The sequence below is a fragment of the Nocardioides sp. CPCC 206347 genome, from assembly GCF_048654605.1.
GTDB lineage: Bacteria > Actinomycetota > Actinomycetes > Propionibacteriales > Nocardioidaceae > Nocardioides.
The window spans coordinates 143,569-166,004 of record NZ_JBMCYZ010000008.1 but is presented as its reverse complement, the minus strand read 5'-3'; the positions used below and the strand labels follow the sequence as shown (position 1 = coordinate 166,004).

The window sequence follows — 22,436 nt, the reverse complement described above, 5'->3', positions numbered from 1 at the left end:
CGAGTATGATCGGTCCATGTCCCTGGATGCTCTGGCCGTTCCGACGTACGACGACCCGCTGGTCGTCGTACCAGCACCGGCTGCGGGTGCCGGCAACTGGGCCGGAGCGGCCAGCGCGGTCCTGGTCGACGGCACCTACTGGCTGACCTATCGCGTGCGCCGGCCGTTGACGGACGGACGCGGCGTCAGTGTGGTCATCGCGCGGTCCGAGGACGGTGAGCGGTTCACAACGGTGGCCGAGGTACACCGCGAGGCCTTCGGCAGCGAGTCGTTCGAACGCCCTGTCCTGGTGCCGGTTCCGGGCATCGGCTGGCGTCTCTACCTGTCGTGCGCAACCCCCGACTCGAAGCACTGGTGGATCGACAGCCTGACGGCGGCGACGCCCGAGGAGATCCCGCAGGGTGAGCGCCGCGTGGTGCTCCCGGGTGACGAGACCGTCGCGGTCAAGGACCCGGTCATCGTGCAGCACGCGGACAGCTGGGAGATGTTCGTCTGTTGCCACCCGCTGACCGACCCGGGCCACGAGGACCGGATGACGACGCGCCTGATGCGAAGCGCTGACGGCCTGGCCTGGACCGACCACGGTGAGGTGCTCGCCGGCCAGCCGGGGGAGTGGGATGCGCGCGGCGCCCGCGTCACCGCCGTACTCCCGTGGCGGGTGGGTTCACCCCCGACCGCCCTGTATGACGGCCGTCCGGATGCCGAGTCCAACTGGTTCGAGACGACCGGGGTGGCGACGTGGGACGGCGACCGTTTCGTCCCGGCGGCGGGACCGCCGATCTCCTCGCCGCACGGCGACGGCGCGTGGCGCTACGCCAGCGCGGTGGCACTCCCCGACGGACGGACGCGCTTCTACGTGGAGGCCGCGCGTGCCGACGGCGCGCACGACCTCGTCACGCTGGTGCGTTAGGCGTCGACGCGCTTCGCCTGGCGTTGCGCGAAGGACCCGCGGTCGCGGGTCGACAGCCAGTCGGAGAAGTCCTCGCCGGTGAGCTCGGCGAGCAGGCCGATGTCGCCGGCAAAGGCGGGCAGCAGGCGCTCGCGCTGCTCGGAGGTGAGCGACGGCCGGTGGGCGTCGCGCGTCTGCAGGCGCGCGACGAGCGGCACGCTCGCGGCACGCCAGACCTCGGGCGCAGCGAACTGTCCGGCCCAGGCGCCGGCCCGGACCAGCGGTCCGACGACCCGAGGGCGCCAACCGGGGGCGACGTACGGCCGCGAGTTGTCCCGGGGGATCTCGCTCACCTGGCCCTCGCGGATGCCGAGGAACCGGCAGGCGCGATCGATGGTCTCGACCGGCTGGTCGACGATGTCGCGGTAGCGGACGACCAGCACCCGCGACTGCTCGACCAGCTTGAACAGGTCGCGGAACTGCTCGCCGTACAGCCCGAGCTCGCGGTAGCGCCAGAACGGCGCGTAGCCGGCCGCGATGCGCTCGTCCTGCCGGGCGAACGCGGTCTCGAAGTCGGCCTCCGGCTCCAGGCCGTCGGACCAGAGGTGCATCCAGTTGCTGTAGGCGCGGTCGATCGGGTCGCGGACCACGGCGATCAGCCTGATGTCGGGCAGGGACTCGGCGATCCGGCGCTGGGCGCCGCGGTGCCACAGGTAGAACGGGGTGCTCTCGCCGCGCACGGCGTCGGGCGGAGCGGGCCGGAACAGGTCCGTGTAGGCGTCGGCCTGCCAGATCCACTCGCGCTGGGAGTGGCGGTCGCCGGGGCCGCCCCAGTGTGGCGGCGGGGCGTTCTCGCAGAGCCAGTACTTCGGCTCCTTCGGCGTCGTCACGAACACGTCGGGGTGCGCGGCGAGGGCGAGGTGCAGGGCGCTGGTCCCTGCCTTCGGGGCGCCGACGAGGAGGAAGTCAGGCCGGGGCTCCCGATCCATAGTCATGTACATCAGTCTAGATACTTTTGTACGAACCCGCGAGCGCCTGTCCACGGCCGGGCGCGAGCCTCCTAGGCTGTGGTCCGTGACGCTCGCCAACATCCCGCCCGCACCCGAGCTCCCCGGAGCCCGCCACCTGCACTCCGGCAAGGTGCGCGACCTCTACGAGATCACCGAGGGACCGCACGTCGGCCAGCTGCTGATGGTCGCCAGTGACCGGATCTCGGCGTTCGACTGGGTGCTCGGCACGACGATCCCCGACAAGGGCGAGATCCTCACCCGGATGTCGCTGTGGTGGTTCGAGCAGCTGGCGGAGCTCGTGCCGAACCACATCGTGTCCACCGACGTGCCCGACGAGGTGCGCGGTCGAGCGGTGATCTGCGAGAAGCTCGCGATGTTCCCGGTGGAGTGCGTCGCCCGCGGCTACCTGACCGGCTCCGGCCTGCGTGAGTACGACGCCAGCGGCGAGGTCTGCGGCATCCCGCTGCCTGGCGGCCTGGTCGACGGCAGCCGGCTGGACGCGCCGATCTTCACCCCGGCCACGAAGGCCGAGCTCGGCGACCACGACGAGAACGTCTCGTTCGAGGCCGTGGTGGCCACCGTGGGGGAGGCGTCGGCGACCACGCTGCGCGACCTGACCCTGCAGGTCTACGGCCGCGCCGAGGAGATCGCGCGCGAGCGCGGCATCCTGCTCGCCGACACGAAGTTCGAGTTCGGCGCGCGGCCGGACGGCACGGTCGTGCTCGCCGACGAGGTGCTGACGCCCGACTCGAGCCGGTTCTGGCCGGCCGACCTGTGGCAGCCGGGCCAGCCGACGCCGTCGTACGACAAGGACGTCATCCGCAAGTGGCTCTCGTCCGCCGAGTCCGGTTGGGACAAGGCCTCGGGGGAGGCGCCGCCTGCGTTGCCCCAGGAGGTCATCGACCTGACCCGGTCGAAGTACCTCGAGGCCTACGAGCGCCTCACTGGTCAGCGGTTCTGACCAGCCCCGCCCACTGGGCGGGTGCACAAAGCACGGGGTGACGTTGTGGTCACGAGAACAGTGACCCGGGTCACGGCGGGACAGTAGGTTTTCGCCATGACGAACCTCGCCGGCTTTCTCGAGAAGAGCGCCCACGACTTCCCCGACCGCACCGCCATCGTTTTCGGTGACACCCGCCTGTCGTACCCGCAGGTCAACGGTGCCGCCAACCAGGTCGCCAACCTGCTCGTCGAGCGCGGCATCAAGCCGGGCGACAAGGTCGCCCTGAGCTGCCCCAACCTGCCCTACTTCACGATCGTCTACTACGGCATCCTCAAGGCCGGCGCGACCGTCGTGCCGCTCAACGTCCTGCTCAAGGGCCGCGAGGTCGCCTACCACCTGGCCGACTCCGACGCGAAGGCCCTCTTCGCCTTCCAGGGCACGCCGGACCTGCCGATCGGTGCCGAGTGCCACGCCGGCTTCGAGGCGACCGAGGGCTGCGAGAACTTCTTCGTGATCACCGCCGACCCGACGGCGCCGTCGCCGATCGAGGGCACCGAGACGTTCGGGCAGGCAGTCGGGTCGCAGCCGCCGACGTTCGAGACCGTCGACGTCGATGACGACGACACCGCGGTCATCCTCTACACCTCGGGCACCACGGGCCAGCCCAAGGGCGCCGAGCTGCGGCACCGCAACATGCGCGACAACGCACTGACGGGTGAGTCGCTCTTCGGTGCGGACTCCGCGAACCCGGACACCTACCTCTGCGTGCTCCCGCTGTTCCACTCCTTCGGCCAGACCGTCATCCAGAACGGCGCGTTCGCCTACGGCGGCACCGTCGTACTGCTGCCCCGCTTCGAGGCCGCGCCCGCACTGGCCCTCATGCTCAAGGAGAAGGTGACCTTCTTCGGCGGCGTCCCGACGATGTACTGGGGCCTGCTCGGTGCGCTCGACGACACGGTCGACGTCCAGACGCTCGCCGCGAACCTGCGGGTCGCCGTCGCCGGCGGTGCGGCACTGCCCGTCGAGGTGCACCACCAGTTCGAGGAGCGCTTCGGCGTCACGATCCTCGAGGGCTACGGCCTGTCCGAGACCTCCCCGGTCGCGAGCTTCTCGCGCTTCGGTGAGACGCCGCGGGTGGGCTCGATCGGAACGCCGATCCCCGGCGTCGAGATGAAGCTGCTCGAGGGCGACACCTGGGACGAGGTCAAGGACCCCGAAGGGATCGGCGAGATCGCCATCAAGGGCCACAACATCATGAAGGGCTACTACAAGCGGCCCGATGCGACGGCTGCCTCGATCAGCGAGGATGGCTGGTTCCGCTCCGGGGACCTCGGCCGCAAGGACGCCGACGGCTGGTACTACATCGTCGACCGGTCCAAGGACATGATCATTCGCGGCGGCTTCAACGTGTACCCGCGCGAGATCGAGGAAGTGCTGCTCACCCACCCGGCCGTCTCGCTGGCCGCCGTCATCGGCGTCCCGCACGACAGCCACGGCGAGGAGATCAAGGCCGTCCTCATCCTCAAGCCGGGCGCCACCGCCACCCCCGAGGAGATCGTCGCCTGGAGCAAGGACCAGATGGCGGCGTACAAGTACCCGCGCATCGTCGAGTTCGTCGACGCGCTTCCGATGACCGCCACGGGCAAGATCCTCAAGCGCGAGCTGTCGTAGTCCGCAACCGGACGCGATGCACGGGCCACGGCCCGCGGTCACTAGACTGCGGTCCGTGGCCCGAGTCGTCGTTTCCGTCATGCCGAAGCCCGAGATCCTCGACCCCCAGGGGAAGGCGGTGCTCGGTGCCCTGCCCCGACTCGGCTTCACCGGCGCGACGGACGTCCGCCAGGGGAAGCGGTTCGAGATCGAGTTCGCCGGTGAGGTGACCGACGCCGTCCTGGCCGAGGTGCGCCAGATGGCCGAGACGATCCTGTCGAACCCGGTGATCGAGAACTACGCCGTGAGCGTCGAGCAGTGAAGGTCGGGGTCGTCACCTTCCCCGGCTCCCTCGACGACGTCGACGCGCAGCGCGCGGTCCGCATCGGCGGCAACGAAGCGGTTGCCCTGTGGCACGGTGACGCCGACCTCAAGGGTGTCGACGCGGTCATCCTGCCCGGCGGCTTCTCGTACGGCGACTACCTCCGCTGCGGCGCCATCTCGCGCTTCGCCCCTGTGATGACCGAGGTCGTCGCCAAGGCCCAGCAGGGCATGCCCGTCCTCGGCATCTGCAACGGCTTCCAGATCCTGTGCGAGTCGCACCTCCTCCCGGGTGCGCTGATCCGCAACGACCACCGCAAGTTCGTCTGCCGTGACCAGCTGCTGCGCATCGAGAACAACAACACCCCGTGGACCTCTGCCTACGAGCAGGGCCAGGAGATCCGGATCGTGCTGAAGAACGGCGAGGGCGGCTTCGTCGCCGACGCCGACACGCTCGCCCGGGTCGAGGGCGAGGGCCAGGTCGTGGCCCGTTACCTCGAGATGAACCCGAACGGCTCGCTCAACGACATCGCCGGCCTCACCAACGAGCGCGGCAACGTCGTCGGCCTGATGCCGCACCCCGAGCACGCTGTCGAGGAGCTCACCGGCAGCGGCCTCGACGGGATCGGCTTCTTCGCCTCGCTCGTCGAGCGCACCTTCGCCTGAGGTCTCGAGACGGTTGCTGCGCAACCTCCTCGACCACCGACGACCCTGGTCAAGTCAGTACTTGCCCACCTGCAGGTTGGCCCACGTCGCGGTGCTGACGATGCCTGCCCGCGGCATGCCCACCTTGGCGCGGTAGGCCTGGACGTCGGATGCCATCTCTGCGTCGAAGATGCCGTCGATCTTGATCTCCAGGGTCGGCACGGCTGCCTGCATCGCGCGCTGCGCGCGTCGTACGTAGACACCGCGGGATCCGATCTTGAGGACCGGCCGGTGGCCCGCGGACAGGATGGACATCCAGTCCTTGACGCTCCAGGTCGTGCTGGTGCGGAAGCCCAGCGACTTCTGCCACCTCATCCCGGCTGCCTGCGTGGCGGTGTTGTAGAGCCCGTTGATGGCGCCCGTGTACATGGCCTTCTCGCGGAGCAGGCACTGCAACGCCTTGACCCGGGTGGCGTTCGGCACGACCGAGGCGGTGGGCGGCTTGACGGCGGAGTACCGCACCAGGTCGATCCGGATGCCGGAGCAGTGGCGCTCGGCCGCCGGTGTGGAGTTGCCGAGGTCGAGGAAGTTGCGGTCGATGTTGATCGTCACGCCGCCCCAGGTCTCGTTGTGTCCGCCCTGGTACTGCTTCACGCGGCGACCGGGCAGCCAGGCCGTGGGGGACAGGTAGGCGGAACTGACCGTGGTGTTGGCGATGCCGTCCCAGCGGGCGATCCAGAGCTGGTCGGGCAACGCGACGCCGGGCGAGTTCTTCGCGACGTCGTCGAGCATCTTGATGCCCGAACCGGCGCTGGAGTAGAAGCCGGACTTGTAGCTCAGCCCGTGCACGCGCAGCGTCCAGGCGTGCATGAACGCGACGGCGGACTGGCGGCAGCGCGTGTTGCCGAGGTCGAAGCCTTCGAGGTCGTAGAACAGCGTGCTGGCCGGGGCCAGGCCCAACGCCTTCGCCGCCGCCACGGCGCGCTCCGCCTCGAGCTTGCCCTGCGCCTTGGCCTTCGCATAGCTGCTGGTCGGGTCCGGGTTGATCGTCGGGTCGTCCTTGTACTTGGGGTAGCGCGTGCTGCAGCTGGCCTGCGGGCCCAGCGTGATCGGCAGCAGGCGCCAGCCCTGCACGAGCTGGCGGGTCACCCAGGCCGGCGTCAGGTTCGGCTGGCTGCGGCAGGCACGGGAGTTGCCGCTGATGTAGATGCCGACCGACAGGAACGGCGAGTTCTCGAGCCAGGCGTCCATCTTCGCCTGGGTCGGGGCCACGCACTGGTCGAACCCGTAGCCGGTGAAGTTGCCTGGCGTCACCGGGTTGGTGCCGGCGGCGGTCAGGTCGATCGGACGCGGAGTCGCCTTCGGTGTGTCGCCCTGGAGCTGTCCGAGCAACGTCAGCGCGAGGACGGCGGCCAGCACCCCTGTGGCGAGTCGACCGGACTGCGTGCGCAGGCGTGCGTGCGGTGCGGGTCGTCGTACCGAAGTGGGAACGAGCCGGACAGACATGGCGGAAACAACTCCAGGGGAAGTGGGAAGGGCCGTGGTGGCCATGTCACGGTAACCCCAACTTTCACATCCGTAACAGGCCTCGGTGATAACTACAGACCTGTAATTCGCGGCGCGAGCCGTCCCGGGACCCCCGGAGTGCGGTGGTGAGCGATCTCATGGGGGAGCGGGCGGAGGGAACGCCGACCCCGGCCGATAGATTTGCGTCCGTGGCCGACTCCGTTCCTGCACCCGCACGTCCCGCGCTCGACACCGTCGCGGTCGCGACCGGCGACCCGGACCGAGAACAGCCCTGGGCCGACCTCGGTCTGAAGACCGACGAGTACGACCGGATCAAGGAGATCCTCGGGCGCCGTCCGACCAGCTCCGAGCTGGCGATGTACTCGGTGATGTGGAGCGAGCACTGCTCGTACAAGTCCTCCAAGGTGCACCTCAAGCAGTTCTCCCAGATTCCCCAGGAGACTCCTATCGGCCCGATGCTCGCGGGCATCGGCGAGAACGCCGGCGTCATCGACATCGGCCAGGGCTACGCCGTCAGCTTCAAGGTCGAGAGCCACAACCACCCGTCGTACGTCGAGCCCTACCAGGGCGCCGCGACCGGTATCGGCGGCATCGTCCGCGACATCATCGCGATGGGCGCCCGCCCGGTCGCCGTGATGGACCCGCTGCGCTTCGGCCCGCTCGACGCCGACGACACCCACCGGGTGCTGCCCGGGATCGTCGCCGGCGTGGGTGGCTACGGCAACTGCCTCGGCCTGCCCAACATCGGCGGCGAGGCCGTCTTCGACGAGTCCTACCTCGGCAACCCCCTCGTCAACGCGCTCTGTGTCGGCGTGCTGCGCCACGAGGACCTCCACCTCGCCAAGGCATCCGGCGAGGGCAACCTCGTGGTCCTGTACGGCGCCCGCTCGGGTGGCGACGGCATCGGCGGCGTGTCCGTGCTCGCCTCCGAGACCTTCGACGCGGACGGCCCGGCCAAGCGGCCCAGCGTCCAGGTCGGCGACCCGTTCATGGAGAAGCTCCTCATCGAGTGCACCCTCGAGCTGTTCCAGGCCGGCGTGGTCGCCGGTATCCAGGACCTCGGCGGTGCCGGCCTCTCCTGCGCGACCTCCGAGCTCGCGTCCGCCGGTGACGGTGGCATGCACGTGCACCTCGACAAGGTGCCGCTGCGCGACTCGACGCTGTCGCCCGAGGAGATCCTGATGAGCGAGAGCCAGGAGCGGATGATGGCGGTCGTCGAGCCCGCCGACATCGAGGCGTTCCTCGCGATCACCACCAAGTGGGACGTCGAAGCCGCCGTGATCGGTGAGGTCACCGACAGCGGTCGCCTGGTCATCGACTGGCACGGCGAGACCGTCGTCGACGTCCCCCCGCGGACCGTCGCCCACGACGGCCCCGTCTACGAGCGCCCGTTCGCCCGCCCGTCGTGGCAGGACGCGCTGCAGGCCGACAAGGCCGAGGCGCTCGCCCGCCCGACCACCGGCGAGGAGCTGAAGGCCACGCTGCTCCAGCTCGTCGCGAGCCCGAACCTCTGCGACAAGTCCTGGATCACCGACCAGTACGACCGCTACGTGCAGGGCAACACCGTCCTCGCGCAGCCGTCCGACAGCGGCATGGTGCGCGTCGACGAGGAGACCAACCTCGGTGTCGCGCTCGCCACCGACTGCAACGGCCGCTTCGCCAAGCTCGACCCGTACGCCGGCGCCCAGCTCGCCCTCTCGGAGGCCTACCGGAACGTGGCCACCGGCGGTGCCGTCCCGCTGGCCGTCAGCGACTGCCTGAACTTCGGCTCCCCCGAGGACCCCGACGTGATGTGGCAGTTCGCCGAGGCCTGCCGCGGCCTGAAGGATGCCTGCCTCGAGCTCGGCATCCCCGTCACCGGCGGCAACGTCAGCCTCTACAACCAGACCGGCGAGACGGCCATCCTGCCGACGCCCGTCGTGGCCGTGCTCGGCGTCGTCGACGACGTACGACGCCGGACGCCGTCGTCCTTCCAGGCGGCCGGCGAGCAGATCGTCCTGCTCGGCACCACCCGCGAGGAGCTGTCCGGCTCCGAATGGGCCAACGTCGTGCACGGCCACCTCGGCGGCCTGCCGCCGCAGGTCGACCTGGCCGCCGAGCGCAGCCTCGCCCGACTCCTGAAGGACCTCGTGGGCCTGGCGACCAGCGCGCACGACCTGTCCGACGGTGGCCTGGCACAGACGCTGGCCGAGGGCGCGATGGTCAGCGGGATCGGAGCCACCGTGACGCTCGAGGGTGACCCGTTCGTGGGCCTGTTCGCCGAGTCGGCGGCGCGCGCCGTCGTCACCGTCGAGGACGTGGACATCGACGAGCTGCGTGCGCTGTGTGCGCGCCACGACGTCCCGATGACCGTGCTCGGCACCACCGGCGGCGAGTCCCTCGTGGTCGAGGGCCAGTTCGACGTCGCCGTCGCTGACCTGCGGGACGCCTGGACGGCGACCCTGCCGGCTGCCTTGGGCTGATCGCCTTCGGCTGATCAGCTCCGGGCGTCGCCCGGGGCGGGTCAGCGGACCTTGGTGCGGACCTCGATGTCCGCCGTGATCTCTTCCTCGGCGTCCGCGCCGCCGTAGATCGACGTCTGGGTCATGTCGTAGGTGAAGGTCGCACCGAGCCGGGTCGAGGCTCCCTCGGTCAGGTCGAAGACCACGTTGTAGACGGTGGTGCAGCCGCCCTGCGTGAGGTCGGGGCACGACCGGGACGCGGTGTCCTCGATGACGGCGGCGGACTTGACCTTGCCCAGCGTGAAGGTCGGCGTGACCTCGAGGGGGTAGTAGATCGCTCCGGAGCGGGCGTCCGCGGACACGGCGTAGCGGCCCAGTGAGGTGCGGATCGTGACGCCCAGCCACGTGTGGTCGGGCTCGGCCCAGGCGCTGCCGGCGTAGGGGAGGCGCACCACGCGGCGCACGCTGCAGGCGAAGTCCGCCACGACGACCTTCTCGGCGAAGGTCGCGTCCGTGGTGCAGTTGCTGGCCTTGTCCTTCGGGGGCTTGAGGTCGTAGAGGGGCTCCGCCAGGCCGGCGTCGCGCTCCCCGGTGGCCAGGTCGACCGTCTGCTTCACACCCTCGAAGTCGACGGCGAGGCTGGGTTCCTTCGCCGATCCCGAGACGAGCACGTAGAACGACGCGGACCCTTCGCCCGTCTCCCGCGGTGCAGGAAGGCGGTACGACGCCCCGTCGGCCAAGAGCGTGATCGCAGGGGTGCTCTCGGTGGTGAGGAAGTCGGCGTAGTCGTTGAAGGTCGCGGCGTCGTACTGCCACGTGAGCGGCACGAACGTGCTGCCTGCGGGCGCGGTGATGGCCTCCAGCTGGCGGGTGTCGTCGGCGCCGAGCTTGTCGGTCGGCTCGCCCAAGGAGATCTCGAGCCGCCCGCGGGGCAGGACCACGGAGGAGGGCGAGCCCTCACTGAACTGGTCGTCAGCCCGGGCCGCCACGACGTCGCCGACCTCGACCCCGGCGTCGTCACCGCAGGCGGTGAGTCCCGGTGCGAGGACCAGTAGCCCGAGGGCAGCGGCAGCACAGCGACGGAGAACCATGGACCCATTCTGACGGGCGCGACCTCGTCGCACCGCGGTGGCTCACCATCACGCCCCCCGCAGGCCCCGTTCTCAGGCCTGCGCGAGGACGGGGTCGAGGTCTGCGCGCGGGTCTGCGAGGCGCGGCCAGTCCCGCGGACGGGGGACCGTTCGTACCGACCGCGCGAGGGTCGGGATCAGGGCCACGGCGGCAACGAAGGCCGTCAGGGCGAGGACGGCTGTCCCGCCGTCGAGCACGGACAGGAGCACGCCCGCGAGCACCGGGGCCAACGGCATGGTCAGCATCGAGGTGAACTGCATGGTCGACTGCACCCGTCCGATCAGGGCGGGCGGGGTGATCGCCATCCGGTAGGCCATCACCCCGGCGTTGCCGGCGGGATTGAGGAACATGCCGACGGATGCGGCCAGGGCCAGCGCCCACGGGTGGTTCCAGAGCGCGAGCGGGAGCGACAGCGGCACGAAGCTCCACGCGACCACGATCGTCAGGGGGCCGGTCGCGTAGCGGTCGATCAGCCGGGGCGCGGCCAGGGCCCCGAGGATGCCGAAGGCCCCGATCGCCGTCTCGACGAGGCCGATCTGCCAGGCGGGGAAGCCGGCCTCGATCAGGCGGAGCAGGGCGAGGAAGAAGAGCGCGTTGATCGACAGGTTGGCGGCGGGGGACCAGACCAGCAGGACGCGCAGGAACGGCCGGTCCCAGAGGAAGCGGAGTCCCTCGCCCAGGTCGCGGACCGGGTGGGAGTCGCTGGGGGCGGGCTCGGGGGAGAGGTCGGCACGGACCCGGCCGAGGAGCAGCCAGCCGATGGCGTAGGTGACGGCATCGGCGGCGAACGGCGCCCACCGCGCCAGGGAGAACAGGGCGCCGCCCACGGGTCCGCCGAGCAGTCCGGCGACGTGCTGGCGCGCCTGTTGCTGGCTGAGTGCCGTCGGCAGTTCCTCCTGGGACACGATGCTGCGGATCGCGGAGTACTCCGCGGGGCTGAACAGCCCGGTGACCACCCCGGTGGCCAGCGCGACCGCGAGCAGGTGCGGCAGCGTCAGGGTGCCGCTGACACCGGCCACCACGAGGGTGCCGTAGAGAACGACGCCGGAACCGAGGGAGAAGCGCATCAGGCGCAGTCGGTGCCGACGGTCCGCGAGCACCCCGGCCGGCAGCAGCATCGCGACCATGCCCAGCAGGAAGATCCCTTCGGCGGCTGCGGCCCACAACGCTGATCCCGAGAGCGCGTACGCCGCGAGCGGCATGGCGAACGCGGTGATCCGGGTGCCGAGCTCGGACACCGTTGCCCCGACCCAAAGGGCCGTGAAGTCGTGGTTGCGGGAGAGCGCTCGGAAGGACGACATGCCCGCACCATAAGTTGCGCAACAACCATTGCGCAATACATATTGCGCAAAGAGTCGTGCGCATGTCGGTAGGCTGCGCCCATGGTGATGTACGACGACCCGCGGATCCTGCGCGCGATCGCCCACCCGACCCGCAACCGGGTGCTGCACGAGCTCTCCGCGGCTGGGTCGCTGCGCGCGGCAGACATCGCCCGGCGCATCGACATCCCGGCCAACCAGGCGAGCTTCCACCTGCGGCAGCTGGCCAAGTACGGCCTGGTCGAGGAGGACCCCGACGCCGCCCGGGACCGGCGCGACCGGGTGTGGCGGATGGTGGATCCGGACGGCATCCGGTTCCGGACCTCGGACATGCTCGCCCGCCCGGGCGGACGGGCGGCGTACACGGTGTTCCAGCGGAACGCGATCGAGTGGGGCCGGCACCTGGTCGAACGCGCACTGGACCAGGCGGAGACGCCGGTGAAGAAGAGCGTGTCCGAGTGGTCGCTGCTGTTGTCGGCCGAGGAGTCCGAGCAGCTGATGGAGGAGCTCGGTGCCGTGGTCGAGCGGTACCGGGACGTCGGCCGCGCGGGCGGTGTCGACGCCGACCGCGAGACCTACTCGGTGTTCCAGCTGATCCAGCCGTACCCGGAGCTGCCCCAGTCGCCGTCGGGCTCGTCGGGCTCGTCGGACTCGGCGGGCGAGGACTGATGGCGTCCCGGCTGCGCCCCGCAGACCCCGAACTGGTCGCGGACGCCCTCGGGCGCCTGGCGTCCGACACCCCGGAGCGGGGCGACCTGCGGCTGCTCACGAAGCACTACCTCGCGCTGCTCGAGGCGATCGCGCCCGGACGGTCGGTGGAGGTGCGGGTGCCGCCGTACGCCGCCGTCCAGGTGGTCGAGGGGGTGCGCCACACGCGCGGCACTCCGCCGGCGGTCATCGAGACCGACGCCGGGACCTGGATCGCGCTCGCGACCGGCGACCTCACCTGGGCCGAGGCCGTCGAGGCGGGGACGGTCCGTGCCAGTGGCGAGCGCACCGACCTGGCGCCGTACCTCCCCCTGGGGTGATTTCGGCGACACGCGGCCAGGTCATAAGTTGGGGCCCATGACCGCACCTGTCTCCACCCATGACCTGCGTACGCGTCTTGCCGAGCTCCTCCCGGGCGTCCGATCGGACCTCGAGGCCCTCGTCCGGATCCAGTCCGTCAGCGCTGACCCCGACCGCCTCGACCAGGTGGAGGTCAGCGCACAGGCGACGGCCGACCTCTTCGCTGCCGAAGGCGTCGACGTCGAGATCGTCCGGGCGTACGACGGCGCTCCGCCTGCCGTGATCGGCCACCGTGCCGGCCCCGACGGTGCGCCCACCGTGCTGCTCTACGCGCACCACGACGTCCAGCCCGAGAACGACCACGCCGAGTGGGACAGCCCGCCGTGGGAGCCGACCGAGCGCGACGGCCGCCTCTACGGGCGCGGTGCCGCGGACGACAAGGCCGGGATCATCACCCACATCGCCGCGCTGCGGGCGTTCGGCGACGAGCTGCCGGTCACGGTGAAGGTCTTCATCGAGGGCGAGGAGGAGGTCGGTTCCGACACGCTCCCCGCGTTGCTCAAGGCCTACCAGGACCGGCTCGCTGCCGACGTCATCGTGATCGCCGACTCCGGCAACTGGGACATCGGTGTCCCCGCGCTCACCACCTCGCTCCGGGGCCTGGTCCGCGTCGACGTCGAGGTCCGCACCCTGACCCACGCCGTGCACTCGGGCATGTGGGGCGGCCTCGTGCCGGACGCCCTGATCACCCTGTCCCGCCTGATCGCCACGCTGCACGACGACCGCGGCAACGTGGCCGTCGAAGGCCTGTTCAGTGGCCCCGCCGCCGACGTCGACTACCCGGAGGACCGCCTGCGCGCCGAGTCCGGCGCCGCCGCCGGCATCGAGTGGATCGGCGAGGGCTCGGCCGTCGAGCGCCTCTGGACCAAGCCGGCACTCAGCATCACCGGTCTCGACGCCCCCAAGGTCGACGGCGCCTCCAACACGCTCGTCCCCGCGGCGCGCGCGAAGATCTCGCTCCGGATCGCCCCCGGCGACACCACCGAGAACGCCCTGGCCTGCCTGCAGCGCCACCTCGAGGCCAACGTCTCGTGGGGCGCCACCCTGACCACGACGGTCGTCGACACCGGTGAGGCCACGCAGATCGACGCCACCGGGCCGTCGTACGACGCCGCGCGGGCCGCGTTCGCCGAGGCCTGGGACGGCACCGAGCCGGTCGACATGGGCGTCGGTGGCTCGATCCCGTTCATCGCGGAGTTCCTCGAGACGTTCCCGCAGGCCTCCGTGCTCGTGACCGGCGTCGAGGACCCCGACACCCGGGCCCACGGCCCCAACGAGGGCCTGCACCTGGCCGAGTTCGAGAAGGTCCTGCTCGCCGAGGCCCTGCTGCTCCGCAACCTGGGCGCGTCCTGATTCGCCGAGTTGGGGTTTGTCACCGCCGTACGACGTCGACAAACCCCAACTCGACGGTGACAAACCCCAACTCGGACGAAATGAGGGATCCGGCGCTCGGCCGGTAGGCTCAGCACCGTGTGCGGAGTCTTTGGTGTGTGGGCCCCCGGTGAAGACGTCGCCAAGCTGACCTACTTCGGCCTCTATGCCTTGCAGCACCGGGGCCAGGAGTCTGCAGGGATCTCGGTCAGCAACGGTCGGCAGATCCTCGTCTACAAGGACATGGGACTGGTTTCCCAGGTCTTCGACGAGAACACCCTCGCGTCCTTCGGTGGCCACCTCGCGGTCGGCCACTGCCGGTACTCGACGACCGGCGCCAGCACCTGGCAGAACGCGCAGCCGACCTTCCGGCCCACGGCCGACGGCTCGATCGCGCTCGGCCACAACGGCAACCTCATCAACACCGCCGATCTGGCGCAGATGGTCGCCGAGCTGCCGAGCGACGAGGGCGAGCTGGACATCCACGCCCGCAACCTCGAAGCCGCGACCAACGACACCAGCCTGGTCACCGCGCTGCTCGCGCACCACCCCGACCAGTCGCTCGAGGCCCGTGCCATGGAGCTGCTGCCGCTCGTCAACGGCGCGTTCTCCTTCGTGTTCATGAACGAGAACACCCTGTACGCCGCCCGCGACCCCGAGGGCATCCGGCCGCTCGTGCTCGGTCGACTGGAGCGCGGCTGGGTCGTGGCCAGTGAGGACTCCGCCCTGGCGACCGTCGGCGCCAGCATCGTGCGCGAGGTCGAGCCGGGCGAGCTGATCGTCATCGACGAGGACGGCCTTCGTTCGCACAAGTTCGCCGAGCCGCGCCGCAAGGGCTGCGTGTTCGAGTACGTCTACCTCGCCCGACCGGACGCCACCATCGCGGGCCGCAGCGTCCACGAGGCGCGCGTCGAGATGGGCCGACAGCTGGCCCGCGAGTTCCCGGTCGACGCCGACCTGGTCATCCCGGTCCCCGAGTCCGGCACCCCGGCTGCTGCTGGCTACGCCCTGGAGAGCGGCATCCCGTTCGGCCAGGGCTTCGTGAAGAACGCCTACGTCGGGCGGACCTTCATCCAGCCCAGCCAGACCCTGCGCCAGCTCGGCATCCGGCTCAAGCTCAACGCCCTCGAGCACATGATCCGCGGCAAGAAGATCGTGGTCGTCGACGACTCGATCGTGCGCGGCAACACGCAGCGTGCCCAGGTCCGGATGCTCCGCGAGGCAGGCGCCCTCGAGGTGCACGTCCGGATCTCCAGCCCGCCGGTCAAGTGGCCGTGCTTCTACGGCATCGACTTCGCGACCCGCGCCGAGCTGATCGCCAACGGGCTCGAGCCCGAGGAGATCGCCGCGTCCGTGGGCGCCGACAGCCTCGGCTACATCTCGCTGGAGGGCATGATCGACGCCACCGGCCAGCAGGAGAGCACCCTGTGCACGGCCTGCTTCACCGGCAAGTACCCGATCGAGCTTCCCGACGAGAGCCTGCTCGGCAAGCACCTGCTCGAAGCAACGCTTCAGCCGAGCACCCACGGCGAAGCACTCCCCGTCTTCAACAACCCCTGATCCTGGCCGGAGAACCATGAACGACAACGCCTACGCGCGCGCCGGAGTCGACATCGAGGCCGCGGACCGCGCCGTCGACCTCATGAAGGAGTGGGTCGAGAAGGCCCGCCGCCCCGAGATGCTCGGTGGCCTCGGCGGCTTCGCCGGACTCTTCGACGCCTCGGCCCTGCTCGCCTACAAGCGCCCGCTGCTGGCCACCTCCACGGACGGTGTCGGCACCAAGGTCGCCGTCGCGCAGATGATGGACAAGCACGACACGATCGGGTTTGACCTGGTCGGCATGGTCGTCGACGACCTCGTCGTCTGCGGTGCCGAGCCGCTCTTCATGACCGACTACATCGCGACGGGCAAGGTGGTTCCCGAGCGGATCGCCGCCATCGTCAAGGGCATCGCTGAAGCATGTGTCGAGGCGGGTTGTGCGCTCGTCGGTGGCGAGACCGCGGAGCACCCCGGTCTCCTCGCCCCCGATGAGTACGACGTCGCGGGCGCCACCACCGGTGTCGTCGAGGCCGACGCCCTGCTCGGCGCCAACCTCGTGCGCGCCGGGGACGTCGTGATCGCGATGGAGGCCAGCGGCCTCCACTCCAACGGCTACTCCCTGGCCCGCCACGTCTTCTTCACCCAGGCCGGCTGGACGGTCGACCGCCAGGTCGACGAGTTCGGCCACACCCTGGGCGAGGAGCTCCTCGTCCCGACCCGGCTCTACACGAAGCCTTCGCTGGCCATCGCCCGCGAGACCGAGACGCACGCCATGGCGCACGTCACCGGTGGCGGCCTGGCCAACAACCTCGCGCGGGTCATGCCGCCCGAGCTCAAGGCCACTCTGGACCGCGGCACCTGGACGCCCGGCCCCGTCTTCGACGTCGTCCGCAAGCTCGGCAACGTCTCCCAGCCTGACCTCGAGGCCACGCTCAACTGCGGCGTCGGCATGGTCGCGATGGTCGCGCCCGATTCGGTCGACGCCGCGATCGCCCGCCTGGCCGAGTTCGGGATCAATGCCTGGGTCGCCGGCGACGTCGCGGCCGACCCGGAGCTCAAGGGCACCGTCGAACTGGTGGGCCGGCACCCCGGTTGGTGACGCGGTCGGGAACCCGGTGGGGGACCCGATTGGTGACGTGGGCCTCAAACCCGGCGGATCGCCGAGACCGGAGTACGGGAACATCCACGGGCCATGTAATGTTGTGCCCACGAGACTCAGATTCAGCAGTCCGGGGCCCCGAGGGCTACCGGCCAAGTGTGCGAGGGGGCTGGACCCTATGGGCCGCGGCCGAGCGAAAGCCAAGCAGACCAAGGTCGCACGCGACCTGAAGTACCAGACGCACGAGACCGATCTGTCGGCCCTTGCGCGCGAGCTCCATGGTGAGCCCGCTCCGCGAGAGGTCGCCGAGAAGGTCGACGAGCGCGACGAGTGGTCGGACTACTCCGACCGTCGCGACTGAATCATTTGCGCGAGCGCGTCTTCGACGCAGATCCGGGGCAGCAAGCTGCCCGGGGGACGCCTCCCGACGCGCTGCCGCGCGACTGAGTAATTTGCGCGACTGAATCAAACAGCGCGTCCGTCAGCCTCACCGGCTGGCGCGCATCACCACGACATCCCCGTGGGTGCCGTAACCGGCGAGCCGCCCGCCTGCGGGCGTCCCGTCGAACGTCACCAGTGACCATCCGTCATCGGGCCGGTACTCGTCCGGAGCGATGACGGTCGGCCACGGGATGTTCGTGGGGTACGGCGCTTCCAGGGTGCCGATCTCGCGGAGGTCCAGGTCGAAGACCGGGAACCGCCCGCGGGTGGCCCTGGAGTTGTCCCTGCCGTCACTGGCGAGCACTCGCCAGTCGTCCCCGATGCGCACGATCGTGGTGCCCTCGGTCGCGCGGCGGTCGGTCGCTGCTCCCCGGAGGGTGAGGTCGTCGAGCGAGGGCCCGGACGCGAGCACGGGATGGAAGTCGAAGAACTTCCTCGCGCTGACGTAGCCGACCAGCCACTCACCGGTCTCGGTGCGCACCAGGTGCGGATCCCACACGCCCACGCTCGGCCCGTCGGTCGGCACCTCCAGCGACCGCGTGGCCAGCAGGTGCTGGCCACGGAGCAGGTCCCCGGTCGACTCCGCCACGGTGATCTGGACGGTCGCGTCGCGTCGCTCGGCCTTGTCGGCGGGGAAGTCGGCCCACGTGCTCGTCGCCACCAGCCACTGCTCGCCGTCACGCACCAGGTGCGTGGCGTGGTCGCCGAAGGCGCCGGGACGGTCCGGGCGCTGGAAGAACAGGTCGGCGCGGTGGGTCAGGCCGCTGTCGGCCAGCTGCCAGACCGACGTGTGGCCGGTGTCGAAGAAGCCCGGGCCGGCGCTGGTGGCCGTGAACAGCACCCCTCCTTCATCGCGGTACGGCGACCCGTCGGCGTGCGACACGAGCCGGATGTCGCGCAGGCCGAGCTGCCCGAAGCCCCCGGCCGACCAGGCCCGGACCTCGCCGGTCCATGAACTGGTCAGTCCGGCCAGCCAGGTGCCGTCCCGGGTGTCGACGATCCCGCGGAGGTCGACGCGTCCCCGGACCACCCAGGCGCCGTTCTCGAGCGTCAGCGCCGCCAGGTGTGTCCCGGTGAGGGTCAGGGCCAGTCGGGCCGGTGGGGTTCCGACGCGGCCGTGACGACGGCTCCGGTGCGCGGTCGAGGAGCCACCGACGGCCACCGACAGCCCCACCGCGCCCTCGGTGAGGCTGACCCCGAGCGCGGAGCCGTCCGTGCCTGTGAGGGCCAGGGTCGTCGTACGGGCGTCAGGGGGCAACGCCACCTCGATGGCGGCGTACGGCGCCAGGAGGGGTGTTGCTGCGCTTCCTGACCGCGGTCCTGCGCCCGCGTCGTACTCCTCACTGACGCACGGGACTCCGACGATCGCCACCGGCCGGTGTCGGGCGATGGTCTCGAAGCGGGGGAGCACCCGACGACTGTCCCGCGTCGCCTGTGCCGGGCTCAACCCGGCGCGCGGGGACCAGCCCGGCCAGAACGGCGACGACCAGCGTGATGCAGGCGGCCAGCAGGCATCCGGCGAGCACATCGGTGGGGTAGTGGCGCCCCAGCAGGATCCGGTCCGCGCCGACGACGACCAGCACGATCGCGCCCCGTGTCCAGGCCAGGTGGGTCCAGCGGCGGCGCTGCCCCTCGTTCGTGGCGCTGACGAGACCGAGCACCACGATCACGCCCACGAGCGCAGCGGCCGCGGAGGCGTGGCCGGAGGGGAAGGCCGCGCCGACGTGCTCGTGGCCGCCGTACTGCCACGACGGGCGCTCCCGGCCGACGAGTGACTTCAGGTGACTGGTGGCGTAGCGCGTCAGCCACAGGGTGGCGACCACGAACCCGGCCACGCGCACCTGCCCGCGGAGCAGGTACGCACCCGCGATGACCAGGCCGACGAAGGCGACGTTGTCCGGGTGGAAGGCGACCTCGAGGGCCCGCAGGAGCGGCATCAGGCCGTGCTCGGCGGACCAGACCGGCAGCGATTGCAGGCGGCCTTCGGTGGACGCGGTCAGGCCGCTGCGGACGACGGCAGCCAGCGCGACGAACGCCGTCGCCAGGAGCAGTGCCGTGCTCAGCGCGCCCCGACGGGGAGTGGCCATCGGGCGGATCGCGGGGACCTGCGGCAGCAGCGTGGTGGTTGCCATGGGAGCAGCGTGCGGGAGGCAACCTGACTGCCACCTGAATGCCCGGCGCCTTCGCCGGGAACGATCAGCGAAGACAAATCAGAACACCCCCGTCGGTGTCCCGACGGGGGTGTTCCTTGCGTGTGGCCAGGGGCGGGGTCGAACCGCCGACCTACCGATTTTCAGTCGGTCGCTCGTACCAACTGAGCTACCTGGCCAGGCAGTCGCACACCTTACCGGAGGGGGTGCCGTCGTACGAAAGCGAGGGCGACCCTGGCCGCGGAAGGGCCCTTGGACGACGGCGGTTGGGCGCTTCGTGCGTGCTCGCACTATGCTGTCCCGGCCGTGCCTGACTCCGGTCTGGCGTGGCAGGCCCCCATCGTCTAGCGGCCTAGGACGTCGCCCTTTCACGGCGGTAGCACGGGTTCGAATCCCGTTGGGGGTACGGCCTGAGGACGAAGTGGTTCCCGATTGGATTCCGCGGAGACCCTTGGGTTAGAGTTCCACCGCTTCACCAGTAGCAACGTAAGGCCCTGTAGCGCAGTTGGTTAGCGCGCCGCCCTGTCACGGCGGAGGTCGCGAGTTCGAGTCTCGTCAGGGTCGCGAGTACCGCCCGGTCCGCAAGGTCCGGGCGTCGTGCTTTTTGGACACAGGCAAGAATGACTCCCGTGCCGGTCGAGATGAGCCCCGAGGACTTCGACGCCCTCGTCGACGCAGCCCTCGACGAGATTCCCGAACAGCTCGCCCGCCTCGTGCACAACGTGGTGGTGCTGGTCGAGGACGAGCCGCCCGAGGGTGAGCCCGACGACCTGCTCGGCCTGTACGACGGCGTTGCCCTCACCGAGCGCGACGGCTCGATGGGCGCGCAGCTGCCCGACCGGATCTTCCTGTTCCGCGGCCCGCTGCTCGACATGTGCGACGACGCCGAGGACCTTGCCGAGGAGATCCGGATCACCGTCGTCCACGAGGTCGCCCACCACTTCGGCATCAACGACGACCGGCTGCACGAGCTCGGCTACGCCTGAGGCGGGTAGTCCCGGGCCAAAAGCACCGGATGGGTGCGTGTCGCGGTGCTTTTGACCCGGGACTATCGCGTGAGGGCGAAACCCAGGGCGCAGGCGGCGAGCCCGCCCAGGAGGGTCACGGCCGCGTAGGCGGCCCCGCGCGCCGGTCCCAGATCACGTGCCTGGACCGCCAGCGATGAGTACGTCGACAGGCCGCCGCAGAACCCGGTCCCGACCAGGCCGTACACCGAACCGTCCAGCGACCAGCCCACGCAGGCGCCCAGCAGCAGGCTGGCCACGAGGTTGGCCGCCAGCGTCCCGTGGTGCCACCGGCCGTCGTACCGCTGGCCGAGGGCGTAGCGCAGCGGGGCACCGAGGGCGCCCCCGAGGGCGACCAGCAGCGCGGTCACCATTCGTCCTCCTCGGGCAGGGGCGGCGCCAGGGCGCCCACGACCGTCACGGCAACGAGGCAGGCGGCCAGGGTGCCGAGGAGGTAGGTGGCGGCGAGGCCGGTACGGCCGTCGGCCAGGAGGGCGCGACCCTGCTCGGAGGTCGCCGAGAACGTCGTGAAGCCGCCGAGGACACCGGGGCCGAGCCCCGCCGCCCACGCCGCGGACCGGCGGGCCAGCGGCAGGAGCAGCAGCCCGGCCAGCAGGGTCGAGCCCACGACATTGATCGCAAAGGTGGTCCAGGGGAAGCCGGCGCCGTCAGCGGCCATCTCGCCCGCGCCGAAGCGGAGCAGGGAGCCGGCGGCGCCCCCGGCTGCCACGGCGAGCAGCAGCCGTGGGGAGGGACTCATGCGGTGATGCTAGAGGTGCGCCAGCAGCGATCAGAGTGCGCGCGACGGCGCGCCGGAGCCGGCGTTGCCCTGCCAGGAGACCGGCGGTGCTCCGGCCGACTGACGACGGAACTCTCCGAGGAACCAGATCTGGAAGGCCCGCTGCTCCGGGGTACGGGGCGCGGTCAGCAGGCGCTTGGCACGGCTGAAGTCGTCGGCGGCGTCGAGCAGGTCGACGAGTCCGCCGATCTGGCGCGCGGCCTCGCGCGGCATCCGGAGCCGGAGGTCCACGGCGGTGTGGCCGTCAGCGTGGGCGGAGTCGACCTGTTCGCGGCCCATGTTCGCGCGCAACGGGCGCTCGAGCGCGTCGAAGTGCTCCGAGAGCACCCGGGCCAGGGGGTAGTCGTCCTCGTGGGCCAGGGCCAGCAGGCGGATCTCGCGCCGCAGGTCGCGGTGGTGGCGCTGGAACTGGCCGAACTCGATGATCGGCACGCCGTTGATCTGGACCGCGACCTCGCCGACGCGGGTGTGCTCTTCGGCCAGCGGTGCGAAGCTGTAGGTCAGTTGGTACGGCGCGCCGGCGGTCTCCGAGAGCTCGGTCGCGGGCTCGAACCACACCGCCTTGCCGTCCTCCTCGATCTCGGCGCCCCAGGCGACCGAGGCGCGGGCCACGATGTCCAGGCCGCGTCCGACGGTCGTGAGCGTGAGCAGCTGCTCCTCGTCGAGGGCGTCGAACATGTCGAGGTCGAAGGCGTCGAGGTCGAACCCGCCGGCCAGGGTTGCGGGCTGGGGTGCGACGGTGGTCGCGTCGTGGACCTCGAACCGGGGGTGCTCGGTGGTGCCGCGCAACTGGGTCCGAACAGGGCCCTCGGCGTGCAGGACGGCGTTGGTGACCAGTTCGGAGATGGCCAGCTCGGCGCAGTCGACGAGCTCGTCGCGGCCGATTTCACGGCAGGTCTGTACGGCCCAGCGGCGCGCGTCGTGGACGCTGCGCGGCCCGGGGGCCAACTCCAGGGTCTGCCGGTGCTGCACGGGGTGAACCTTCCACTGCGGTTTCGTGCCCGAGTCTTCTTGTCGGTCCGTGAGGTGCCGATCCCGAAGGCGATACCCCGTTGAACGCGCAACTAAACCAACAGAGTTTTCCAGATT

At 70.6% G+C, this 22,436-nt stretch carries 22 protein-coding genes and 3 tRNA genes; 15 read left to right on the top strand and 10 right to left on the bottom strand.

The features are described from left to right. The first annotated feature begins 16 nt into the window (after window positions 1-16). Window positions 17-910 (top strand): hypothetical protein, encoded by an 894-nt coding sequence (locus tag ACOACQ_RS22780; protein WP_420289330.1) that lies wholly within the window; start codon window positions 17-19, stop codon window positions 908-910. Here ACOACQ_RS22780 and ACOACQ_RS22775 read toward each other — a convergent pair. Beyond that, window positions 907-1,884, bottom strand: a complete 978-nt coding sequence (locus ACOACQ_RS22775) for a sulfotransferase family protein (RefSeq protein ID WP_378602756.1) — start codon at window positions 1,882-1,884, stop codon at window positions 907-909. The two genes, ACOACQ_RS22780 and ACOACQ_RS22775, sit on opposite strands and share 4 nt — an antisense overlap. A 79-nt stretch (window positions 1,885-1,963) precedes the next feature. On the opposite strand from ACOACQ_RS22775, the gene ACOACQ_RS22770 reads away from it, so the two are divergent. The 4 genes from ACOACQ_RS22770 to purQ all read left to right on the top strand — a co-directional run bounded on the left by ACOACQ_RS22770 (window position 1,964) and on the right by purQ (window position 5,479). Beyond that, a complete protein-coding gene (locus ACOACQ_RS22770) occupies window positions 1,964-2,860 on the top strand; it encodes a phosphoribosylaminoimidazolesuccinocarboxamide synthase (protein WP_378602753.1) in 897 nt (298 codons plus the stop codon). 96 nt (window positions 2,861-2,956) lie between these two features. Beyond that, window positions 2,957-4,513: a long-chain-fatty-acid--CoA ligase gene (locus ACOACQ_RS22765; protein ID WP_420289329.1), complete on the top strand. Its 1,557-nt coding sequence runs from the start codon at window positions 2,957-2,959 to the stop codon at window positions 4,511-4,513. A 55-nt stretch (window positions 4,514-4,568) separates the two neighbouring features. Continuing rightward, window positions 4,569-4,814: a phosphoribosylformylglycinamidine synthase subunit PurS gene (purS, locus tag ACOACQ_RS22760; protein WP_182377931.1), complete on the top strand. Its 246-nt coding sequence runs from the start codon at window positions 4,569-4,571 to the stop codon at window positions 4,812-4,814. Continuing rightward, complete coding sequence (gene purQ, locus ACOACQ_RS22755; protein ID WP_420289328.1) at window positions 4,811-5,479, top strand: phosphoribosylformylglycinamidine synthase subunit PurQ; 669 nt, start codon at window positions 4,811-4,813, stop codon at window positions 5,477-5,479. Before purS ends, purQ begins: the two co-directional genes overlap by 4 nt. A 54-nt stretch (window positions 5,480-5,533) precedes the next feature. Here the strand turns inward: purQ and ACOACQ_RS22750 are convergent, their stop codons facing one another. Beyond that, window positions 5,534-6,964 carry a glycoside hydrolase domain-containing protein gene (locus tag ACOACQ_RS22750; RefSeq protein WP_378596732.1) on the bottom strand — a complete coding sequence of 477 codons (1,431 nt, stop codon included), beginning with the start codon at window positions 6,962-6,964 and terminating at the stop codon, window positions 5,534-5,536. Between the two features lie 158 nt (window positions 6,965-7,122). Between ACOACQ_RS22750 and purL the strand changes: the two genes are divergently transcribed. Beyond that, the gene (purL, locus tag ACOACQ_RS22745) at window positions 7,123-9,447 is read left to right on the top strand and encodes a phosphoribosylformylglycinamidine synthase subunit PurL (RefSeq protein WP_378596774.1); all 2,325 of its coding nucleotides are present in this window, start codon (window positions 7,123-7,125) and stop codon (window positions 9,445-9,447) included. A gap of 41 nt (window positions 9,448-9,488) precedes the next feature. Here purL and ACOACQ_RS22740 read toward each other — a convergent pair whose 3' ends face one another. Both ACOACQ_RS22740 and ACOACQ_RS22735 read right to left on the bottom strand, forming a co-directional pair. After that, window positions 9,489-10,517 carry a hypothetical protein gene (locus ACOACQ_RS22740; protein WP_378596731.1) on the bottom strand — a complete coding sequence of 343 codons (1,029 nt, stop codon included), beginning with the start codon at window positions 10,515-10,517 and terminating at the stop codon, window positions 9,489-9,491. A gap of 72 nt (window positions 10,518-10,589) precedes the next feature. Continuing rightward, window positions 10,590-11,858, bottom strand: coding sequence for an MFS transporter (locus tag ACOACQ_RS22735; RefSeq protein WP_420289327.1), 1,269 nt, complete (start codon window positions 11,856-11,858; stop codon window positions 10,590-10,592). An 81-nt stretch (window positions 11,859-11,939) separates the two neighbouring features. Here ACOACQ_RS22735 and ACOACQ_RS22730 point away from each other — a divergent pair, with 81 nt between their 5' ends. The 6 genes from ACOACQ_RS22730 to ACOACQ_RS22705 all read left to right on the top strand — a co-directional run bounded on the left by ACOACQ_RS22730 (window position 11,940) and on the right by ACOACQ_RS22705 (window position 17,314). Further along, window positions 11,940-12,545 (top strand): helix-turn-helix domain-containing protein, encoded by a 606-nt coding sequence (locus ACOACQ_RS22730; protein WP_378596729.1) that lies wholly within the window; start codon window positions 11,940-11,942, stop codon window positions 12,543-12,545. Further along, window positions 12,545-12,904, top strand: coding sequence for a sterol carrier family protein (locus tag ACOACQ_RS22725; protein ID WP_420289326.1), 360 nt, complete (start codon window positions 12,545-12,547; stop codon window positions 12,902-12,904). The genes ACOACQ_RS22730 and ACOACQ_RS22725 overlap by 1 nt, the downstream gene beginning before the upstream one ends. 37 nt (window positions 12,905-12,941) lie before the next feature. Further along, window positions 12,942-14,297: a dipeptidase gene (locus ACOACQ_RS22720; RefSeq protein WP_420289325.1), complete on the top strand. Its 1,356-nt coding sequence runs from the start codon at window positions 12,942-12,944 to the stop codon at window positions 14,295-14,297. 87 nt (window positions 14,298-14,384) lie between these two features. Beyond that, on the top strand, window positions 14,385-15,875 hold the full coding sequence (gene purF / locus ACOACQ_RS22715) for an amidophosphoribosyltransferase (protein ID WP_378596773.1): 1,491 nt from the start codon (window positions 14,385-14,387) through the stop codon (window positions 15,873-15,875). Window positions 15,876-15,891: 16 nt separating this feature from the next. Continuing rightward, window positions 15,892-16,953: a phosphoribosylformylglycinamidine cyclo-ligase gene (gene purM, locus ACOACQ_RS22710; protein WP_378596725.1), complete on the top strand. Its 1,062-nt coding sequence runs from the start codon at window positions 15,892-15,894 to the stop codon at window positions 16,951-16,953. A gap of 178 nt (window positions 16,954-17,131) precedes the next feature. After that, window positions 17,132-17,314 carry a DUF3073 domain-containing protein gene (locus ACOACQ_RS22705; protein WP_378596724.1) on the top strand — a complete coding sequence of 61 codons (183 nt, stop codon included), beginning with the start codon at window positions 17,132-17,134 and terminating at the stop codon, window positions 17,312-17,314. A 126-nt stretch (window positions 17,315-17,440) separates the two neighbouring features. On the opposite strand, the gene ACOACQ_RS22700 is transcribed toward ACOACQ_RS22705, so the two are convergent. The 3 genes from ACOACQ_RS22700 to ACOACQ_RS22690 all read right to left on the bottom strand — a co-directional run bounded on the left by ACOACQ_RS22700 (window position 17,441) and on the right by ACOACQ_RS22690 (window position 19,723). Then, window positions 17,441-18,805, bottom strand: coding sequence for a hypothetical protein (locus ACOACQ_RS22700; protein WP_420289324.1), 1,365 nt, complete (start codon window positions 18,803-18,805; stop codon window positions 17,441-17,443). Beyond that, a complete protein-coding gene (locus tag ACOACQ_RS22695; RefSeq protein WP_420289323.1) occupies window positions 18,735-19,526 on the bottom strand; it encodes a phosphatase PAP2 family protein in 792 nt (263 codons plus the stop codon). The genes ACOACQ_RS22700 and ACOACQ_RS22695 overlap by 71 nt, the downstream gene beginning before the upstream one ends. Before the next feature lie 123 nt (window positions 19,527-19,649). Further along, window positions 19,650-19,723 (bottom strand) — tRNA-Phe (locus ACOACQ_RS22690). 154 nt (window positions 19,724-19,877) lie between these two features. Here ACOACQ_RS22690 and ACOACQ_RS22685 point away from each other — a divergent pair. From ACOACQ_RS22685 to ACOACQ_RS22675, 3 genes are all read left to right on the top strand, one after another. Beyond that, window positions 19,878-19,950, top strand: a tRNA-Glu gene (locus ACOACQ_RS22685). An 84-nt stretch (window positions 19,951-20,034) separates the two neighbouring features. After that, window positions 20,035-20,108, top strand: a tRNA-Asp gene (locus ACOACQ_RS22680). 65 nt (window positions 20,109-20,173) lie between these two features. Continuing rightward, the gene (locus ACOACQ_RS22675) at window positions 20,174-20,530 is read left to right on the top strand and encodes a metallopeptidase family protein (RefSeq protein ID WP_420289322.1); all 357 of its coding nucleotides are present in this window, start codon (window positions 20,174-20,176) and stop codon (window positions 20,528-20,530) included. A 62-nt stretch (window positions 20,531-20,592) separates the two neighbouring features. Here ACOACQ_RS22675 and ACOACQ_RS22670 read toward each other — a convergent pair whose 3' ends face one another. The 3 genes from ACOACQ_RS22670 to ACOACQ_RS22660 are packed head-to-tail and all read right to left on the bottom strand — an operon-like array spanning window position 20,593 to window position 22,319. After that, entirely contained in the window at window positions 20,593-20,922 is a 330-nt protein-coding gene (locus ACOACQ_RS22670; RefSeq protein ID WP_378596658.1) for a fluoride efflux transporter FluC, read from the bottom strand. Next, window positions 20,916-21,308: a fluoride efflux transporter FluC gene (locus ACOACQ_RS22665; RefSeq protein ID WP_378596659.1), complete on the bottom strand. Its 393-nt coding sequence runs from the start codon at window positions 21,306-21,308 to the stop codon at window positions 20,916-20,918. The genes ACOACQ_RS22670 and ACOACQ_RS22665 overlap by 7 nt, the downstream gene beginning before the upstream one ends. A 30-nt stretch (window positions 21,309-21,338) precedes the next feature. Next, window positions 21,339-22,319, bottom strand: a complete 981-nt coding sequence (locus ACOACQ_RS22660; RefSeq protein ID WP_378596660.1) for an ATP-binding protein — start codon at window positions 22,317-22,319, stop codon at window positions 21,339-21,341. Between the last annotated feature and the right edge of the window lie 117 nt (window positions 22,320-22,436).

Bases quoted from the DNA above. Each gene is read 5' to 3' on its own strand.
- ACOACQ_RS22670 (WP_378596658.1), bottom strand. From the start codon at position 20,922: ATGGTGACCGCGCTGCTGGTCGCCCTCGGGGGCGCCCTCGGTGCCCCG.
- ACOACQ_RS22735 (WP_420289327.1), bottom strand. From the start codon at position 11,858: ATGTCGTCCTTCCGAGCGCTCTCCCGCAACCACGACTTCACGGCCCTT.
- ACOACQ_RS22725 (WP_420289326.1), top strand. From the start codon at position 12,545: ATGGCGTCCCGGCTGCGCCCCGCAGACCCCGAACTGGTCGCGGACGCC.
- ACOACQ_RS22750 (WP_378596732.1), bottom strand. From the start codon at position 6,964: ATGTCTGTCCGGCTCGTTCCCACTTCGGTACGACGACCCGCACCGCAC.
- purM (WP_378596725.1), top strand. From the start codon at position 15,892: ATGAACGACAACGCCTACGCGCGCGCCGGAGTCGACATCGAGGCCGCG.
- ACOACQ_RS22665 (WP_378596659.1), bottom strand. From the start codon at position 21,308: ATGAGTCCCTCCCCACGGCTGCTGCTCGCCGTGGCAGCCGGGGGCGCC.
- ACOACQ_RS22705 (WP_378596724.1), top strand. From the start codon at position 17,132: ATGGGCCGCGGCCGAGCGAAAGCCAAGCAGACCAAGGTCGCACGCGAC.
- purL (WP_378596774.1), top strand. From the start codon at position 7,123: ATGGGGGAGCGGGCGGAGGGAACGCCGACCCCGGCCGATAGATTTGCG.
- ACOACQ_RS22775 (WP_378602756.1), bottom strand. From the start codon at position 1,884: ATGACTATGGATCGGGAGCCCCGGCCTGACTTCCTCCTCGTCGGCGCC.
- ACOACQ_RS22695 (WP_420289323.1), bottom strand. From the start codon at position 19,526: ATGGCAACCACCACGCTGCTGCCGCAGGTCCCCGCGATCCGCCCGATG.
- ACOACQ_RS22720 (WP_420289325.1), top strand. From the start codon at position 12,942: ATGACCGCACCTGTCTCCACCCATGACCTGCGTACGCGTCTTGCCGAG.
- ACOACQ_RS22765 (WP_420289329.1), top strand. From the start codon at position 2,957: ATGACGAACCTCGCCGGCTTTCTCGAGAAGAGCGCCCACGACTTCCCC.
- ACOACQ_RS22780 (WP_420289330.1), top strand. From the start codon at position 17: ATGTCCCTGGATGCTCTGGCCGTTCCGACGTACGACGACCCGCTGGTC.
- ACOACQ_RS22740 (WP_378596731.1), bottom strand. From the start codon at position 10,517: ATGGTTCTCCGTCGCTGTGCTGCCGCTGCCCTCGGGCTACTGGTCCTC.
- ACOACQ_RS22730 (WP_378596729.1), top strand. From the start codon at position 11,940: ATGGTGATGTACGACGACCCGCGGATCCTGCGCGCGATCGCCCACCCG.